The 17,960-nt window shown below is 38.5% G+C and carries 14 protein-coding genes; 6 read left to right on the top strand and 8 right to left on the bottom strand.

Annotation, left to right across the window (positions count from 1 at the left end):
- Positions 1-81 precede the first annotated feature (81 nt).
- The 5 genes from E3E24_RS07415 to E3E24_RS07395 all read right to left on the bottom strand — a co-directional run bounded on the left by E3E24_RS07415 (position 82) and on the right by E3E24_RS07395 (position 7,929).
- On the bottom strand, positions 82-5,205 hold the full coding sequence (locus E3E24_RS07415) for an adenosylcobalamin-dependent ribonucleoside-diphosphate reductase (protein ID WP_167915816.1): 5,124 nt from the start codon (positions 5,203-5,205) through the stop codon (positions 82-84).
- A gap of 186 nt (positions 5,206-5,391) precedes the next feature.
- Positions 5,392-5,832 (bottom strand): ferritin family protein, encoded by a 441-nt coding sequence (locus tag E3E24_RS07410; protein WP_167885090.1) that lies wholly within the window; start codon positions 5,830-5,832, stop codon positions 5,392-5,394.
- A 6-nt stretch (positions 5,833-5,838) separates the two neighbouring features.
- On the bottom strand, positions 5,839-6,453 hold the full coding sequence (locus E3E24_RS07405; protein ID WP_167915815.1) for a ferritin family protein: 615 nt from the start codon (positions 6,451-6,453) through the stop codon (positions 5,839-5,841).
- Positions 6,446-7,243 carry an HAD-IIA family hydrolase gene (locus E3E24_RS07400; RefSeq protein WP_167915814.1) on the bottom strand — a complete coding sequence of 266 codons (798 nt, stop codon included), beginning with the start codon at positions 7,241-7,243 and terminating at the stop codon, positions 6,446-6,448. The genes E3E24_RS07405 and E3E24_RS07400 overlap by 8 nt, the downstream gene beginning before the upstream one ends.
- 32 nt (positions 7,244-7,275) lie before the next feature.
- Entirely contained in the window at positions 7,276-7,929 is a 654-nt protein-coding gene (locus tag E3E24_RS07395) for a TasA family protein (protein ID WP_167915813.1), read from the bottom strand.
- Between the two features lie 129 nt (positions 7,930-8,058).
- On the opposite strand from E3E24_RS07395, the gene E3E24_RS07390 reads away from it, so the two are divergent.
- The 4 genes from E3E24_RS07390 to E3E24_RS07375 are packed head-to-tail and all read left to right on the top strand — an operon-like array spanning position 8,059 to position 13,334.
- Positions 8,059-10,059, top strand: coding sequence for an STT3 domain-containing protein (locus tag E3E24_RS07390; protein WP_167915812.1), 2,001 nt, complete (start codon positions 8,059-8,061; stop codon positions 10,057-10,059).
- Positions 10,056-11,165 (top strand): glycosyltransferase family 4 protein, encoded by a 1,110-nt coding sequence (locus E3E24_RS07385; RefSeq protein WP_167885087.1) that lies wholly within the window; start codon positions 10,056-10,058, stop codon positions 11,163-11,165. Before E3E24_RS07390 ends, E3E24_RS07385 begins: the two co-directional genes overlap by 4 nt.
- Complete coding sequence (locus E3E24_RS07380; protein WP_167885086.1) at positions 11,155-12,276, top strand: glycosyltransferase family 2 protein; 1,122 nt, start codon at positions 11,155-11,157, stop codon at positions 12,274-12,276. The genes E3E24_RS07385 and E3E24_RS07380 overlap by 11 nt, the downstream gene beginning before the upstream one ends.
- Positions 12,273-13,334, top strand: a complete 1,062-nt coding sequence (locus E3E24_RS07375) for a glycosyltransferase family 4 protein (protein ID WP_167915811.1) — start codon at positions 12,273-12,275, stop codon at positions 13,332-13,334. The genes E3E24_RS07380 and E3E24_RS07375 overlap by 4 nt, the downstream gene beginning before the upstream one ends.
- On the opposite strand, the gene E3E24_RS07370 is transcribed toward E3E24_RS07375, so the two are convergent.
- The 3 genes from E3E24_RS07370 to E3E24_RS07360 all read right to left on the bottom strand — a co-directional run bounded on the left by E3E24_RS07370 (position 13,324) and on the right by E3E24_RS07360 (position 16,510).
- Entirely contained in the window at positions 13,324-14,703 is a 1,380-nt protein-coding gene (locus E3E24_RS07370; RefSeq protein ID WP_167915810.1) for a glycosyltransferase family 39 protein, read from the bottom strand. The two genes, E3E24_RS07375 and E3E24_RS07370, sit on opposite strands and share 11 nt — an antisense overlap.
- 115 nt (positions 14,704-14,818) lie before the next feature.
- Positions 14,819-15,010 carry a hypothetical protein gene (locus E3E24_RS07365; protein WP_167915809.1) on the bottom strand — a complete coding sequence of 64 codons (192 nt, stop codon included), beginning with the start codon at positions 15,008-15,010 and terminating at the stop codon, positions 14,819-14,821.
- Positions 15,011-15,187: 177 nt separating this feature from the next.
- The gene (locus tag E3E24_RS07360) at positions 15,188-16,510 is read right to left on the bottom strand and encodes a hypothetical protein (RefSeq protein WP_240912551.1); all 1,323 of its coding nucleotides are present in this window, start codon (positions 16,508-16,510) and stop codon (positions 15,188-15,190) included.
- A gap of 416 nt (positions 16,511-16,926) precedes the next feature.
- Between E3E24_RS07360 and E3E24_RS07355 the strand changes: the two genes are divergently transcribed.
- Positions 16,927-17,247, top strand: coding sequence for a DUF4258 domain-containing protein (locus E3E24_RS07355; protein WP_167915808.1), 321 nt, complete (start codon positions 16,927-16,929; stop codon positions 17,245-17,247).
- Positions 17,237-17,599 (top strand): DUF2283 domain-containing protein, encoded by a 363-nt coding sequence (locus tag E3E24_RS07350; RefSeq protein WP_167915807.1) that lies wholly within the window; start codon positions 17,237-17,239, stop codon positions 17,597-17,599. Before E3E24_RS07355 ends, E3E24_RS07350 begins: the two co-directional genes overlap by 11 nt.
- Positions 17,600-17,960: the final 361 nt, after the last annotated feature.

Genomic DNA, 17,960 nt, shown 5'->3' with positions numbered 1-17,960 from the left:
CATAACTTGAATAAATATTTTTTCCATCAATTTAGCAATAAAATTTTTTAACAGGTTGAAAATAAAGATTAAAGAGGAAATTCAGGAGATAACGCACTTGCTCCAGCCGCAGTTCTTACAAACTTCACAACCGCTTTCAAAAACAGTTGGAGCTCCGCAGACGGGACAAACGCCTTTCTGACCTCCAACACTTTTGTTGGACTCTTTATGTTTTTGTGCGGAACTAACTTTCAAGCTGAAGCTGAGGCTCTCTTTCTTCCCATTGGTCCCATTTATTATTGCTTCAACATCAATGAATCTTCTAAGCCATGGTTCTTTCTCGACAATTTCCTTTAAGACTTTCTTTGCATATTCGCTTGGCTTTGCTGGAACTCTCCTGCGCTTCTCACCTTCGACGCTGTAGACTTGAACACTCAACGAACCATCCCTGTAAACAGTTATGCCTTTACAGCCCAGCTTATATGCTAAGAGATAAGCAGCTTTGACATCTTCAACCGTCGCATCGTTTCGCATGTTTATGGTTTTGCTTGCCGAATCTGTTAGCCAGAGCTGAATCTCAGCCTGGGCCAAAATGTGGTCAAGCCAGTGAATATCCATTGCTGTAACAAATACACGCTGCATATCCTCTGGAATCTCCTCAAGTCCCTGAACTGAGCCGTAGTTATTGCTTATCTTTGCCAGCAATTCATCACTGTAAAGGCCTCTCTTCTTGAGTTCAGCTTCAAACACTGGGTCAATGTAGTAGAATTCGCCAACAGTCACACTCTTCTTATAAACTAAGGCAAATATTGGTTCGATTCCGCTTGATGTGTCCGCAATCATACTAACGCTTCCTGTTGGCGGGCATGTTGTGACCATTGCATTTCTAACTCCATGTTTCTTAATCTCCTCAGCAAGCTCATCCCAAGGCAAATTCCAGATTTCCCTGTGGTAGAATCCTTCAACTGGGAGCTTTCCTTCTGGATAGTCACTCTTATCATAGAGTGGGAATGTTCCTCTCTTCTTTGCTGCTTCAACTGAGTATTTGTAGGCGTAAAATGTTAGATACTCAGTGACTTTCCTCATAAAGTCAAATCCTTCTTTGCTGTTATATGGAATGCCGAGCTTGAAGAGAGCATCTGCTAATCCCATCATTCCAACGCCTATCCTTCTAGTGAGCTTAGTATTGTAGTCGATTTCTGGAAGCGGGAACTTGTTGACGTCAATTGAGTTGTCCAAGTATTTGGCAACTTTTTGAATGACATAAGCATATTCATCCCAGTCAAAGTATGGCTTTCCTTCGTCGTCGTATTTTACGAACTTTGCAAGGTTTATAGAGGCGAGATTACAAGATTCGTACTCGTAGAGAGGTTCTTCTCCACAATTGTGACTAATGAAACCGTTTGAAATATAGGTATGAATCTCTGGGACAGTTAGGTCATAAACAATTTCCTCTCCAAGGATTTCAACGCTCTCAACTCTTGCATAAGGTTCATCAATCTTCACTTTTTTAAGGCTTATCTTCTCCTGCTTTTCCCCTTCAAAGCCAATTTTTTCTGCAAAGAGCTTTCTGCTGTAGTTTGCTATAACAAGTTCATAATAGCCCTGGGCTTCATAGACTTTCTCTTCTCCATCTTTGGTTGTATATTCAAATGTGCCTTTGTAGGGTCTTTCATAGATTTTTGATAATATTCCGAAGAGCAATAAGAGGTCTTGAACGTCCCTCAAAAGCTCTCTATCTCTTGAAGTTAGCCTTATTGCACTGTCATTGTCAACATATCCGTCTGCTGTAAACAAACCTCTTAAAAATGCTCTTATTTCATTTGGTTTTAGGCGGTAGACAATTTCTGGAACTCTCTTTTCGTTGGTTTTAACAATTTTCTCAAAGAATTTGTACGCTTCGCCTCTCACTCCAAGCTTGATTTCGCTTCCATATCTGTGCGGTTCAGCCTTTGAGCCGAAGTGCTTCTTAAGGATTTCGGCGATTTTTTGAGCAAGGACTTCTTCCTTTTCAGCGTTGAAGTAGAACCAGACCCTCTTGTCGTTTGTGTTAATGTATCCATCCCCAATGAACCATCCCAAGGCGAAAGCTAAATCCTCACCAATGCTCTCGCTTCCAAAATCATCCTCAACCTCAAATCTTGGCAAAGCTATTAAATCGCCCTCTTTGAGATCCTCAACTGCTTTCCAGCCATCCTTTGTCATCACCTTGTGGTCAAGAGTTGCTGTTAGTTCATAGCCTTCTTTCGTCTTTATTCTCGCTACCTTCTTCCTTCCAACTTTCCAGACATAGGCTTTGACCTCAATGGGATCTGCTATAGCAAGCTGTCTTCCATGAACAGTTTCATAAATAAGGTTCTTTTCTTCTTCATTTGGAAGTAAGATTGTTATTGGATATGCAAATTCCTCTCCTTCTTCAGCTATTCCTTCAACTGCAACAACTTTTTCTTCGTTCTTCTCTTTTACAATCTTAAAGAGTTCTTCAATCTTGAGATATCCCTCGGGTGTTAAAATCCTTGTATCACCAACAACACATGGGTTGGTCGCTCTTATCTTTCCACCTTTTGCTTTCTCTAGAACGTTTCTCTTGTTGATTATGTCAAAGAACACGACACCGGGATCAGCCTTTGCCCATGCCATGTAAGCCAACTCTTCAAAGAGGGCTTTGGGATCAACTTCTCTAACTTTCTTCCCAGTTCTTGGGTTGATTAGCGGATATTTCCTGCCTTCTTTCAAAGCCTCCCAGAAGTCCTCCCAAATGCCTACACTAATGTTGAAGTTGCTCAAGACATTGGTTCCAATATTTTTCTCTTTTGCATGGATGAATTTCTCAATGTCCGGATGCCATACCTCAAGAATTCCCATGTTTGCCCCTCTTCTCACTCCACCTTGCTTTATTACGTCGCTAACGGCATCTATGAGGTGCATGAAGCTAACAGGGCCACTATTAGAGGTGTAGATACCGTTTCCTGTGAGGAGATGAACACCTTCAACCTGAATATCGTAGACCTTCTGAACTCCGAGAGGCTCTATCTTTGATATTTTTACTGGATAGAGCTTTGATAACATGCTGAAGTACTTAACTTCCTCTTCATCAAGACCAAGTTCATTTTTGAGCTCAAGAATCCTTCTTATGAACGCCCTGTGTGTAACCTTTGAATTATAAGAAAGAAGCTTGTAATCTCTCTGAATCTTCGCACGAACTTCAGGCCTCTTGATTTTGTAGATTGCGTTGAAGGGGAAAGAATATTTCTTGTTCTTTCCGTTCTCTTCCAAGTCCATTAAAGCTTTTTCTCTAATCGTTGCAAGTTTAACTGACTCGACAAGCCTTTCAAAAGCCTTAATCTTCATATCTCTCGTCTGCACTCTAAGAGTGTAAACTTTTCTGTGATTACCTTCCTTAGGCTCGTATTCTTGGATACTCGTGATTATTCCAAGGGCCATAAAGAGGAGCTGGGCTTCCTTGATGAAACGCTCCGAAATAGACTTCAGGGCAATTCTATAGTGCTGATCAATAGACCCATCCCCATCGAAAAATCCCGCTAAGAATGCTGCCATAACACTCGGCCTGCTGCGGAAGATTAACTCAGGAACAGCTATGCTCTCAGACTTATCCTTGCTGAGACCATTCAGTTCGAGGAACTTCACGATTTTTGTAGAAGGAATGACAAGTGTAACCTTATGTTGTTCCTCCCTAACGAACTCCTTAGGCTCTATGCCAAAGAGCTCAATGAAGTACTTCTTCACTTTCTCCTTAACGCCCTTCTCATCGATGTTGAGGTATATTTCAATCTTGGAGTTTTTCCTTCTGCCATTCTCATACTGGTGTCTTATATGGCCGTCCGCATATATTATACCAAGTAGATATGCAAGTCTCTCATCAAGAAGCTTCGGCAAGGTGACCTCGTAACCTTTGCCCTTTAGCTCCACATTCGTGTTAAGCTCCAAATACGGAGCATCAAAGTCATCTGGGGTAAGAACGTAGATGTAGTCCCCCTCTTTGAGCTCCATAAGAGGCTTGAGAATAGGATCACCGTTCTCATCGAAAACCAAGAACTTATGCTCCTTAGTAACCTTAACTTCGTAGCCATCCTGCGTAACTACCCTAAAGACTTCCATCTCACCATTGTCGTATTTCTCTACGATTTCCTTGGGCCCCTCATGAGAGATTATCCTCGGTGATTGGTTAGTCTTCACGAGTTCTTCAATAGGTATGAACCCCCTTTCAGTTAGCACTCTGGTGTCCCCAGTGAAGCATGCGGCACCAGTTGTCGTCCCAACTAAATCTCCCTCTGGACGGAGTTTTGAGAAATTAAGCCCTGTTCCGCCACCCATTTTCTGTATCATAGCTACATCATGCGCTGCTTTCATTATGCTTTCCATGTCATCCTCAATTGGAACAACAAAACAAGCGGAGAGCATTCCTAAAGGTCTGCCAGCATTAATTAAAGCTGGAGTATTTGGCATGAATACTTGGTTTGTCATCAAGCGGAAGTATTCCTCAATTTCGTCTTCATACTTATCAAAAGCGCCGTTTTCAAGCATCTTAATAATCTCATCAATGCTGACTTTCATCTGTCCCTTTTCTGCAAGCTCCTGATAGAGGGCTAAAAGTCTCTCAAAATGGTACTTATTGAGTTTAAATTTTCCAATGCTCAGCTTTTTATCAAATTCATCAAGGCGTTTCCTGTAGTAGTCAATCCTCTTCAAATCCTGAACAAAGCCTCCTTCTTTAGAGAAAACTCTTTCATCATAAAGCAAATCTGGGATTACAGCGAGAATTGCAACTCTCTCAAACAGCTCACGAGGGCTTTCAATTATCTTCCCCTCTTCGTTCTTCATCAAATATCTGCTGGCTAAAACACGGAGAGCGTTGATAGAAAAGCGCTTATCAATATCATCCAGCTTATCTTTGTTGAGTATCTTCTTCTTTTCTTCTCTAATCTCTGCCTTTTTCTTTCTATAAATGATGTAAGCCTTAGCAACATCAAAGAGACCATTGCGCATCAGCTCAAGCTCTACAATATCCTGAATATTCTCAATGTGCGGTATCTGCCCATCATAGAGCTCGTTTATTCTGCTGATGACATCTTTGACAACTTTGTCCAAAAGCTTCTCATCCCTTATTCCAACTTCCCACATTGCCCTTTGTATAGCCCATCTTATACGTCCTTCATCAAAAGGAACAATTCTTCCATCTCTTTTCATTACTTTTTCAACTGCCATATAAACACCCCTGCCACATTATTGATCATTATGGCACATGTTAGTAGAAATATCAGTGCTATGGATTAGGGAGTCGGGGTAAATATACCTTGCCCATATTTGGCTTGCCAAGATGACAAATATTATAATGATACTCTGTCGTAAAAGGAAGGGATAGAAAAAGGCATATGTCGGATAATTTATCCATCACTTGTGAACAGCTTCATACATTATCTTTAATCTGTAAGCATGTTTGAGCTCTTCATGACTCATCATTCTAAAGATTTGGGAGAGAGACCCTTCTAGAATTTCACTGAGCTTTTGATAAAGCTCATAGCTGTGCTTTTCTCTAATGAGCCCTTCAAGGATTAAGTCTTCTAAATCCTTTGGCTTGACCCTTTCATCAGTGAAGTAAGGCTCAATGCTCAGTGCATCTAGATAGTCAATAACTTTAGTATCCTCTAGTGTTTTTTCTTCAAGAAAGGTTTGTATAGTGTTTCTGTGTCTAAGTTCTTCGCTTGCTAACCAGCTAAAATGCTCAGCTAATTGAGGATTTTCATAAACTGCAAAAGTCTCGCCGAGCTTGTATAAGTTGTAGAGCTCATTCTCTTGCCAAATGATTTTTTCAAGGAGCTCTTGGATTTTCATCTGTATCTACTCCTTTCTGAGCAGCTTATCCATCATTTCATGCATGCTTTCTTCGGCCTTAGCACGTTTATAGAATCTATACTGATCCTTTAGGAAGTCATAATGCTCTTTTTCTTCTTCAGCTAGGGCAAGGAAAATGTTCTTGTACTCTTCATCAGAAAGATTCTTGGCGATGAATTTGTATATGTTCTCTGCAAGCTTTTCAGCTTGAATTGCAACTTTCAAAACTTCTAGATAGTCTTTGACAGTTTTTATATCTGGCTTAATCTCAGTTGAAATCTCAACCCATGTTGCAGATGGACTTTTGCTGGGTTTTTTGTTTGGGAATAACTCGTTGAAAATTCCCAGAATTCTCTCTTTGTGCTCCTTTTCCATCTTAATGAACTGCTCAAACTTCATCTTCGCATGTGGCTCTTCAAGCTTTTGGGATAGGAATTTATAAAGCTGTATTGCTTCCTCTTCACTTTTCAGTGCATAGCTGAGTATGTCTTCAAAGGAAAGTTTAGTAACTTTTTGTAGAATTTGATTAACTTTCTCCTCAACTTCCTTATCAACTTCAAATCTCTCCATGATGAATTCCCTCACTATGTATTCGAAGGCCAAGGTTAAATACTTAATCACCAATGTGGACTTTCAGATATTCCAAAAGCTCTTTTATGCTCGGCAAAACCAAATCAGGCTCTATTTCACTCTTTTCAATATCTCCTAGAGTGCTCACTCCAGTTAAAACCATTATTGCTTTTGCCCCTATTTTCTTTGCAAATGCTATATCCGTGTCTAATCTATCCCCAACAACCCAGATTTCATCTGCGGTGAGTTTTTCTTTAACCACTTCAAAAACAGGCTCATTTGGCTTTCCAATTACTAAAGGCTCAACACCCGTTGATGCTCTTAGCGCTGCTAGAATTGAACCAGCCCCAGGCAAGAGGCCTTCTTCGCTTGGATAAGTCGTGTCTGGATTTGTTCCAATGAACTTTGCACCATTTCTGATTGCCAAAGTTCCATACTTTAACTTCTCATAAGTCAGCTTTGTGTCAAGTCCCACAACAACATAGTCTATTTCTCTCCATCTCTCTTTGGCATCTTCAACGCTTATTATTTCCCAGCCAATGTTCTTTATTTCTTCAACGAGACCTTTTCCTCCAATTACAAAAACTTTGCCTTTTTTAAAGTGCTTCTGCAGATAGCGGGCAGTTGCATAGCCAGAAGTAATTATTTGCTCTTCTTCAACATCAATTCCCAATTTAAGAAGCTTTTCTCTATACATCTCCGCATTTCTAGTGGAATTGTTAGTGAGGAATACAAAGGGAACGTTCTTTGATTTTAAATACTCAATAACTTCTCTTGCTCCTTCGATGAGAGTGTTTCCCCTATAAATTACCCCATCCATGTCAAATATTATCCCAATCATCATGAACACCAAAAGAGAAAGGAGGAGAGAGTTTAAAAACTCACTGCTCGGCGTAGATGTTTTAAGGTTATTCTTGCTGTATCTGTTTGACACTCATTTCCGGCATCTTCTTTGAGCTTAAAGCCAATGGTAACTTTAAGCTGCTCTCCTGGAGTTAAGGATTCTTTGAGTAAAGAAATGGAAGTACCGTTAATTTCTTTCAGTAGTTTCCCAATGTATTGATCCAATGTGTAGGTTTGGCCTTCTTTTGTTACGGAGAGTTTTGTTATAACTATGTTCTTGCTCAGCTCACCAATATCTGTGGTGTTGTCAACAAGGGATTCAGCAGCTGTCGGTTTTCCATTTTCCAAATCTTCAACGTTGAAGGAAAGCATTAATGTTGAGACACTTATATCTCCACTGTTCTTTATATAGAAGTTGAATTCTCTAGAGTCACCGGGTTTTAAATTGGAAAATTCAAAGAGCTTAACATCATCATAGAATCTACTTCCATCTTTGCTTATTCTGATGTCAAATTCTCCGGTTGAAATTTCATTGCCTCCCGAGATACTTTTGTCACTTCGAACTTCGTTATTATAATGTTCCCGCTTAGCTCTCCAATGTCGATCGTGTTGTAGTCCTGTTGCTCCTAAAACAATGCCAATTAATAGTGCCGCTAAAACAAAAACTTCTTCATACCATTGCACCTCTCAAGATTTTTACAATTATTAGTTATAATTTTTGATATAAAGGTTTTTGTAATAAATGTGAGTAGAAGTATAGTAGTCAAGTTTATAACCAAATGTCATGTGTATAATAGTTGGGGGTGTAAACTTTTGGGAGAGAAGGTAAGCTCCTCTAAGCGCGCTATAATCATCATACTTTTAATTGCACTGGTCTTTAGGATATACCCTCTCTTTAAATACAAATATCTCTTCGGATTTGATCCATACGTACACGTATCCGTTGTGAGAGAGATAATTAGAAACAATGTCCATGATTTAGTTTACCCTCTATCAAATGCTCCATATGGCGCAAAGATAACGGAACCTTTAGGACTCTACTATATTCCTATTTGTCTGTATAAATTTCTGAGCATTTTTGGGGTCTCCTTATATGATACCTTTAGAATAATCCCAATAATTTTTGGAATTTCAACAATACTATTCTTTTATCTAGCTATGCTAAATATATATGGAAGAAAAGAAGCGTTTTTTTCTGCAATGTTTCTTTCGCTGATGTATGGACACGTCCATAGGTCAATGGCAAACTACTACAGGGGCGATAACTATATCCTGTTCCTATTTTCTATCGCTCTCTTTTTGCTTTCTCTTGCATTCAAAAGCAAAGAAAAGACAGTTAAATTTTATGGATATTTCCTTGCACTCGGATTAATTTTAGGACTATCGGCATTTTTCTGGTGGGGCTACCAAACGTTGTTCATATTTACATTAGGAATATCAATCATGCTTGCGATTAAAGGCTTCTTAACTGAGAAAAAACAGGATCTTATAGTATCTTTACTTCTCCTGGGTTCCATTCTAATTGGTTCAATAATAGCCAAACTAATCTCAGGCCCTCATTGGAGTGCATTTTATACTAATTTTCCAATTATCTTTTTAAAGTATTTCCTCTTCCCATCAATCTTGGCAGTCCTAGCACTTTTCCTCCTCCTTAAGCTAGAATTAGATTCCAAGCAAAAAGTTATTATCCTCTCATTTTTGGGCTTATTTGGTATTATAGTAGGGACAAAATTTTTTGGAAAAGAGCTTAATGTGTTTCTGAAGGGTTTTGGATATTTAAGTAAAGAGGGACTTTATGGAACCATCATGGAGCTTCAAAGACCTGGGTTCTCTGATCTGTGGAGTGCCTTTAGTTTGGCATTAATAATATCTCCACTTTATGCATTGAAACTTCAAAAAAAGGACAATTTTGCTCTTATAAGCTTAGGTTGGATAGTACCAAGTCTATACCTGCTCTCAAATGCAGTGAGATTTATGTTTTTGTCATCCTTAGCTTTGGCTTTTATGGGAGGATTAGGATTGGCAGAATTAATTAACCTTATCGAAGAAAAAACTTCAAAAAAGCAGGTCATATCCTTCTTTCTAATTCTCTTGATTTTTTCATCTATGGGATACTTGTCGTTTAACTCAGTTAGAAATACCAAACCCTTTATGAATAAATACTGGGAGAACGCTCTTCTCTATTTAAAAGACAATTCAAACGAAAATGACGTTGTTTTAACTTGGTGGGACTATGGAGGCTTTGTTCAATACTATGCAGAGAGACCAACAATTTCTGATAGCGTTTACGGGCAGGGGAACGCTTGGTATGTGGCGAAGTACTATTTGGGACTATTACCTGAGGAAGAACTACAAAAAAGGAATGTCAAATATGTCATTGTCAATTTAGATCTCATTAATAAGTTTGGGGCAATATTAGAAACTGCAAATGTGAAGAGCGAGGATTATTTCATAATTCTCCTACCCTTAAAAAGCTCCGTTGGGGCACTCTTATTCTCTAGGGCTGAGTATAACATTTTGGCTAAACCTGGAGAAAGGTGGGAAGTAAAAGTTACGACACCAAGATTAGTCTTTACGCCGAATGAGGTGTGGATTGAGAGAGGCAAAGAGATAACAAAGGTTAAGCTCAAAGAATCAGTAATGCAGACAAATGCAATAGTCTATATAAATTTGAACTATGGGTATGCCGTTCTAATGAACGAAAAAGCATTTAACACAACATTAGCTAAGCTCATGTTTACAAATGAGTCAACTCCCGTCTACTCTGATGGAGGCATACTCAAGATATTCAAAGTTTCGAGTGGTGAGAAATGAAAATTGCCTATATTTATGATGCTGTTTATCCCTGGATCAAAGGAGGAGTTGAAAAAAGGATTTATGAAATAGGGAGTAGACTAGCTAAAAAACATGAGGTTCACTGGTTTGGCCTCCAATGGGGAGAAGGAAACTTAGGGGATATAAAGTTCCATGGAGTAGGGAAAGGTAAGAACCTCTATAAGGGTGGAAAAAGATCAATAAAGGAGGCACTTTACTTTGCATCAAAGCTTTTGCTGAAATTTAAAGGTGAATACGATATTATAGACTGCCAACAATTTCCTTACCTCTCTTGTTTTTCGGCCAAGTTTCATTCGATCATAAAGAATACCCCCTTAGTAATAACGTGGCATGAAGTTTGGAGAGAATACTGGAAGGAATACTTAGGAGACTTAGGAATATTTGGGCTCCAAATAGAAGAAGTAATAAGTAAATTGACAAAAAACAATGTTTCCGTCTCTAGGTTAACTCAGAAGAGACTGCATTCTCTTGGCGTGACGAGTGAATTTATTCCGAATGGGATTGATTTCAAGAGAATACAAAAAGTAAGTGGAAAAGATGAAGAATATGACGTAATCTTCGTTGGAAGGTTAATAAAAGAGAAAAACGTTGATTTGCTTCTAAGAGCTGTGGAAATAGTAAAAAATAACGTTCCTGATTTGAAAGTTTTAATTATTGGTGAAGGCCCAGAAAAAGAGAGACTGATAAGTTTGGCATCAGTGCTGAAGCTATCTCAAAATGTGAAATTCCTCGGCTTTCTTAGAGACTACGAAGAAGTCATATCTTATCTAAAATCTTCAAAAGTTTTTGTCCTCCCTTCCAAACGTGAAGGCTTTGGGATAGTCGTTTTAGAGGCGAACGCCTCTGGACTTCCCGTAATAACTCTCAATTATCCCATGAATGCATCTAAGGACTTAATAATTCACGGATATAACGGGTTTATTTCATCGCCTACCCCAAGCTCTTTAGCAGAATACATAGAAATTTCGCTCTTTAGCGGAAAAAAATTTAAAAGAAATTGCGTGAAAAACGCTAAACGATACGATTGGGAGAACATAGCTGAACTAACAGAAAAGTTCTATGAGAGGGTCCTAAATGGGTGTTGAAGTTTCAGTGATTTTGCCTACTATGAATGAGGAAGAGGCAATAGCCAAGATTATACCGCAGATTAAGGAAACGTTGGATCAACTGAGGCTCTCCTATGAGATTATAGTAGTAGATAAGAGCAGCGACAAAACACCCGAAATCGCAAGGAGCTTAGGCGCAAAGGTTATCAAACAGGAAAGGAAAGGCTACGGTGATGCATATCTTGAGGGATTTAATATTGCAAAAGGAAAGTATATTGTAATGATGGATCCAGATGGGAGTTATGGTCCAGATGAGATTCCAAAGTTTTTGGAGCCATTAATAAGAGGAGAAGCAGATTTTGTCATTGGGACAAGGTTGAAAGGGGACATTAAGCCTGGAGCAATGCCCTGGTTACATCGCTATATTGGGAATCCTCTTTTGACAAAAACATTAAACCTCTTTTTCAGAATAGGGATTTCAGACGCTCACTGCGGTTTCAGAGCAATAACAAGGGAAGCACTACAAAAGCTCCCCCTGAAATGTCGTGGAATGGAGTTTGCAAGCGAAATGGTAATAGAAGCAGCGAAAGCAGGTTTGAGAATTAAGGAAGTGCCCATAACTTATTATCCGAGAATTGGTGAATCAAAGCTTCACTCGTTCAGAGATGGGTGGAGGCATTTAAGGCTAATGCTCCTCTATTCACCCTCATACCTGTTCCTGCTCCCTGGTTTATTTTTAATAATTATTGGCTTTGGTCTCTTGGCTTATGCCTACAACACGAATCCTCTAAGAATGCACACTATGATTCTGGGGAGTCTCTTGACTATAGTGGGCTTTCAAGTAATAAACTTCGGGATTTCAGGGAAAGTTTATGCCGTTAAGGAAGGGCTGGATAGACCAGACAGAATAACGAAATTTTTCATGAGGTACTCAATTTTAGAGGAGGGGCTTATGCTCGGTGGAATTTTGTTTATAGTGGGTTTAGTCTTGGGTGTTAGGATATTCTTGAAGTGGAGGGCAGCAGGATATGGGGAGCTGTTTGAAATAAGATCGGCTATAATAGTATTGACGCTGATAGCGTTAAGCATTCAGCTGATATTTTTCTCATTCTTCATAAGCTCTCTAATGCTGAAGGAGGGCTTTGAGTGAGGATTTTAATGGTTTCCCCTTACTTTTATCCAGAAGGAGGTGGGTTAGAGAGATATGCCTATGAAATGGCAAAAGAGCTGAGTAAAGAGAATGAAGTAGTTGTTATATGCTCAACAAAGAGAGAAAGCAGAGATGAGAAAATTGGCAAGATTAAAATCTTAAGAAAAAAGCCAAACTTCATTCTTTCAAACACACCAATTAGATTTTTCCTGCCTTTTGAGCTTTTAGCAATGATGAAAAGAAAAAATTTTGATCTTATAATTGCCCACACCCCAGTTCCATTTTTTGCAGATGTAGCTTCCTTAGTTGCCAGGCTCTTGAAAAAGCCTATAATAATTGTTTATCATACTGGAGAGCTAAAGAAGGGCTCTTGGGTTGACCTTCTCGCTGAGCTTTATGAAAGAACAATTGAAAGGATAACGCTGGAAAACACCAAAATCATTTCAGTTTCTCGCTACGTTCAAGGGATTCTGTGGAAAAAAGGATTTTATTCGAAAGTAAAATATCCAAAAGTTGGTGAAGATTTTCTCCTCGCTGAGCCAGATTTCAAAGGAAAAGGAAATGTTATTCTTTTCGTAGGACAATTGGGAAAATTCCACAGGTGGAAGAATCTAGAATTATTGTTAAAGGCGTTAGTTTTAGTTAAAAGAGAAATTCCTGACGTTAAACTTATTGTAATTGGTAGTGGGGATCTAGAAGATTATTATAAAAGATTGGCCAAAGACCTAAATCTCGAGAAAAACGTCGAATTCCTTGGACATGTGAGCAAAAAAGAGTTAATAGAGAGCTATAGAACGGCTAAGATCTTAGTCCTGCCTTCCTCCAAAAGTGAAGCTTTTGGAATTGTTATTTTGGAGGCTTTAGCCTTAGGAACTCCAGTCATAGTCAGTAGAGTGGGAGAATTTCCAGTAATTGTTGAAGAAAAAAAGAGCGGACTCCCAGCTAAATTGGACGAAAAAGACTTAGCAGAAAAGATTTTATTTTTGCTAAGGGATGAAAAGACGAGAAGAAAAATGGGGATAACTGGGAGAAAAACAATTAAACGCTTCATTTCCTAAATTTCCAGAGCTTCAAATCACTTGAAACGACGTACTTTTTTATGGCGCCTTTTTCCTTGGCGTGAATTACTAAGTAGGGCCCTATGGAATAGATCTCCAGCTCATCAATCTCGTGTGGGTTTTCTCTAAAATTCACCCAGCTTTCGAATGTTATCAACCAGTCTGGATTGAGCTCTATGGCTTTTTGTATATTTCTATCCGCCCACTTCCAATTTTTAAAACCAAGGAAAGCTGGATGGGGGGTTCCTACGAAAAATTCATTTGGATTAGCATTTTCTTCCAAAATTTTGAAAACTTCCCTATCGTGCCAATAGCCGTAGTCTTGGATTCCTTTTGCCCTTATATCGCTGAGCTTTAGAACAGCGACGTTAAAAAAGATAAATTGGGCAATTAAAAATAAAGCGACCCATTTTTCTATTGTTAAAATGTTCAAAAGCTTAATTTTGGGCTTTAGGTCTTCATAAAGCTGGATTATTCCATAGCCAGAGAGGATGCTCATCAAAGCCAAAGGCCCAAATGTATAGCGCTCAAAGGGGCCGTTTAGGATAAATCCTGGCAATCCATTTAAAACCAAAACTGATGGAATAATAACCCAAAGCGTGGAGTTTTTTCTGTCTTTTATTAGGGCATAAATAAAACCAATTGTAGCTAATGGAAAAGCTATCACAAACTCTACCCAGTCCCTCAGTAAGGACGGAATAAACGAGATGTATGATGAAAGAGTTTTCGACGGATACGAAACAACGCTAGCTTTATGAATACCTCCATAGAATTCACTCACATAGAAAATAAATAGGAAATTCAAAGCTACAACTACTGAAGACACGAGCAATATTCTAATGAAAGTTCTATGATCTTTTTTGATTTTTGCAAAGATGAGATAAAAGGGATACACAACTACCCACTGCTCCCTAGCCCAAAATGCTAAACCCATTGAAACCGCTGAGTACATGGGCTTTGTATCAAGATAATAGACTGCCAACAATGCAAAAAAAGTTCCCCAAGGCTCTAAAGTGTATCTTGCACCATACCTTAAAGCAACAAATGAGAATAAGAACATTAGAGAGCTTAAGAACCCGGCTTTTTTTCCATAATACCTTTTGGCTATGTTGTAAATTAGAATCAAGTCCAAGAGAGTTATTAATGATGTTGTAATCCTTGGGAGGAAAACTCTCAAATTAACATTGTTAAATGCCATAAATGGGGAAGTTAAGATAAATACAAGTGAAGAGCGAGGCAGAAATTCAAATTGGAGGACTTTTCTGGACATGTTTAGATACAGCATCTCATCTTGGAAGAGTCTTAAGGCGAATAGAGGGACAAAGATCAGGATGAACCAGAGCAAGATTAATTTATTCTTATCTTCCATTTGGTTTTACCCCTGTTTTATTTGTTTCCCCGGGTTTTAAGAATTTCCTCCACTTTGTTAATTTCTTCCTCTGGGATAGCATCAGCCAAGTAGTATATCAGAATGTTTGTATCGATTAAATATCCCTTTCCCATTCTTCCCTCAGCTCCCTGAGCTCCTTCTCGAAGTCGACCTTTAAATCTTTATATATTCCTCTAAACTCAGAAGGATCAAAAAACTTTGCTTTGATCTTCTCCCAGAGATCTATAGGGACTATAACAGCTTTAATCTTTCCATTTTTTCCATATACATATTCAATCTCTTCCACTCTCACCACCAGTAGTCATTGAACTCTCAGGAGATTTAAAACTTTCTCTTAGTGTACAATCTTATTAGTTTTTCCCATCATTAGACCCACAAATCCCCCATTCCTTTCACCTTTTGTTTCATAGATTATAAATCCTTCTCCTGTTTCTCCTATTATCTCAATTTCCTCAATGTTTTCTCATTTTTTGCCCTTTGGTTTTAGTTTTAATATTCCAATAATTGTTCCGAGGACAAAGATTGCTATTGCTGGATAAACTGTAAAGGTGTCTTTTGACAAGTACATTAAGAAGGCGAGCAGGTAAATACTAACTACTCCCCTTACATCTTTCCTATCCCATTTGGGCTCTAGATATTCAATCCATTCATTTAGAACACCAATAACGAGGAGGTAATAAACCACGATAGCAACATCATTAGCGTAGTTTTCAGCTCCGAGCGCTAAGATAACTGCCGCTATTATTAACCCTATTATGGCGAAGAACACAAATTTTTGTCCAATTGAAAATTCTTTGTATGTTTTAGCTATCCACTTCCAGTATTTTTTAACTAGAAGCACTATTCCCGAAAAGAGGGCTATCACAGTTATAACGAACAAAAACCACATTGCATTGGGCTTTACGATTATTGATGTGCTTATTTCCTTCGTTTCTCTGCCCACTGGTGTTATGTAGAACTTTAAGGTGTACTTTCCAGGGGGAGTTATTATCGGGAGCTTAGACTCCTGGAAGATATGAATTGTCTTTCCTTCGCTATATTCACGCCATGAAGGATGTTCATAGGAGAAAACCTTAATTCCAAAGTAGTAAACTTCAAGCTTTATATCTATTTCGTTTATTACTCCTTTTTTATTGGTTATGTAAAAGTCTGCTCTAATTGTGTCTCCCGGGCGATAGGTTTTGTTCAGAAAGATTTCGATTTTAATGTCTTCATCGTCAATTAAAAGCTTTTGGAGGTTTTCTGTTTCATTTGTCAAAGTTTCTTTTTTGATTTCTTGAGAAGTTGTTATAGTTTCGGTCTTTTTTGGTGTCTCAGTTTTAGTTTGGGTCGTGCTCTCTACCTTTGGTTTTTCAATTGCTTTAACCTCGTTAATGGTGAGGTTGTCTAAATAAACCGTCCCAGTGCCGTTTATTATAATCACTAGAGAAGAGAATTTAGCTTCTTTAAAGGGTGTGGCTGTTATCTCTATGTTTTTCCACTTAAAAGAGCCTTTTCCTATAAATGTAACGTTCTTGGCAAATATGAAAGTTTTATTTTCATTAAAATAAGCAATCTCCGCTAAAACCCCGTTGGTATTTTCCCCTTTTATCGAGAAGGAGTATTTTAGAGTCGTATTTATTGGGATTTGTGGAGAGATTAGAGTGTTAAATCCCTCCCTCATGGAGGTTGCTTTTAGAACTGTGCCGTTGTGCGCTATATTAACCCCGTTACCCTGCCACTCCTCTTGAGCTAAAGCGAAAGTGAAGAGCATGGCGATGAACATTAGAGCGATTAGCTTTTTCATTGTGAGTCACCTCTTCCGTAGAGAGCTCAGATTATCAGCATAAACCACTCCTTGGGAACCTTTTCTTAACCTCTTCATTCCTTTGTTTCCATAACCGACTCGACTGCAATATTTTTATCTGGAAATCTATCTCCTCCCCACTCTAAAGGCCGAGATTTGGTTTATTATCACTAGTTAATTGGAGTTAACTAAAATATAACCGTTTTGGTTAAAATGATTTAATTAATATTCTTAGCTCCCTCTCCGATTTTTCTAAATTTCTTCCCCAAATGCTTAACTCACCTATCGCCCTTCTCTCTTTTCCAATGAAGAATAATATTTTAACATAATGAAGCAACTTGAAGAGAACAATGAGGCGAAGTTTCGTTATCCATAATCTTTTTTAAGGCATCTCTCATACAATTAAATGATGATACATGGACTGCTATCAGCTCATGAAGCTCATTCGCTCAAAGAACATTGAGTTCATAGAGACTGTTCATTTTCAAAACCGTCTGGCTGGGAGAAACATACCTCATGAGTGGATACGAGAAGTGTTTAACAATCCAAAGAAGATTGTGGGAATAATTCAGCAGGATGAAGTTGGCGAGAAATTCCTCCTCTACTATCCACTATCTGATGACAAGGATTTGGTGATTGTAATTAAGGCTAGGCAGGCTAAAAGCAAGCTGTATTTAACCCTGATAACCGCATATTTGCAGGAAAAAAGACGGAGGATGAAAACAAATGAAAAATAAAGTAAAGATAATCGATTATGATCCATTGGGGGATTCTCTCTTTGTAAGAATCCCTGAAGGAAAATACCAAAGCTCGGTTCAGTTAGGGGATATAATTTTAGATTTAGGCAAGATTAATGATGAATTAGCAGTTATTGGATTTGAAATACTAGATGCTTCTAAAAAGTTTAAAATTAGCCCCTACCTGCTTTCTAGAGGAATTCAACAACTTCATGCTGAGATTAGAATCACAGAAAAAGAAATAGTCGTATCAGTTTTTATCCAGGTTTTGCAGAGAGGAAAAAGAAGAGAAGATAGCATGAAATTCTTGAGCACAAATGAAGGGCTTCCTCCGTTAACTGCAACAATTTAAACTCTCCTATTTTCTATCTGAGGGGTTAATGCCCCTTTATCTTGACTCTGCTAACTATTCTTTTGAACTTCTCTTCTAATCTCCTGGCCCATTTATCGCCCTTCTCTCTCCTCCAGTCGTAGATGAGCTGACCTCCTCCCCGCCCTGAAGGACGAAGCTTTCAGATAATAAACGGCAATAGTTGAATTATCCGGAGAACAAACCCTTCATAAAACAATATAGAAAGTACAAGAATATAAGATCAGATAACGGGCACACTCCCTACTGGGAGTGCACCCTCATTATAACATTTAAGCCTCATGTATAAAAATATTCCGCTGAAGGGCAAGGCTTTCAAAAGAAAAAAAGTTAATATACTTAA

Origin of the sequence: Thermococcus sp. LS2, from assembly GCF_012027375.1 — an archaeon.
In the GTDB taxonomy this organism is placed as follows: Archaea; Methanobacteriota_B; Thermococci; order Thermococcales; family Thermococcaceae; genus Thermococcus_B.
The sequence above is the reverse complement of the archived record's forward strand: the minus strand, read 5'-3'. Positions and strand labels throughout refer to the sequence as shown.

Bases quoted from the DNA above. Each gene is read 5' to 3' on its own strand.
- E3E24_RS07380 (WP_167885086.1), top strand. From the start codon at position 11,155: ATGGGTGTTGAAGTTTCAGTGATTTTGCCTACTATGAATGAGGAAGAG.
- E3E24_RS07355 (WP_167915808.1), top strand. From the start codon at position 16,927: ATGGACTGCTATCAGCTCATGAAGCTCATTCGCTCAAAGAACATTGAG.
- E3E24_RS07370 (WP_167915810.1), bottom strand. From the start codon at position 14,703: ATGGAAGATAAGAATAAATTAATCTTGCTCTGGTTCATCCTGATCTTT.
- E3E24_RS07410 (WP_167885090.1), bottom strand. From the start codon at position 5,832: ATGAAAATCCAAGAGCTCCTTGAAAAAATCATTTGGCAAGAGAATGAG.
- E3E24_RS07385 (WP_167885087.1), top strand. From the start codon at position 10,056: ATGAAAATTGCCTATATTTATGATGCTGTTTATCCCTGGATCAAAGGA.
- E3E24_RS07415 (WP_167915816.1), bottom strand. From the start codon at position 5,205: ATGGCAGTTGAAAAAGTAATGAAAAGAGATGGAAGAATTGTTCCTTTT.
- E3E24_RS07360 (WP_240912551.1), bottom strand. From the start codon at position 16,510: ATGAAAAAGCTAATCGCTCTAATGTTCATCGCCATGCTCTTCACTTTC.
- E3E24_RS07350 (WP_167915807.1), top strand. From the start codon at position 17,237: ATGAAAAATAAAGTAAAGATAATCGATTATGATCCATTGGGGGATTCT.
- E3E24_RS07400 (WP_167915814.1), bottom strand. From the start codon at position 7,243: ATGATTGGGATAATATTTGACATGGATGGGGTAATTTATAGGGGAAAC.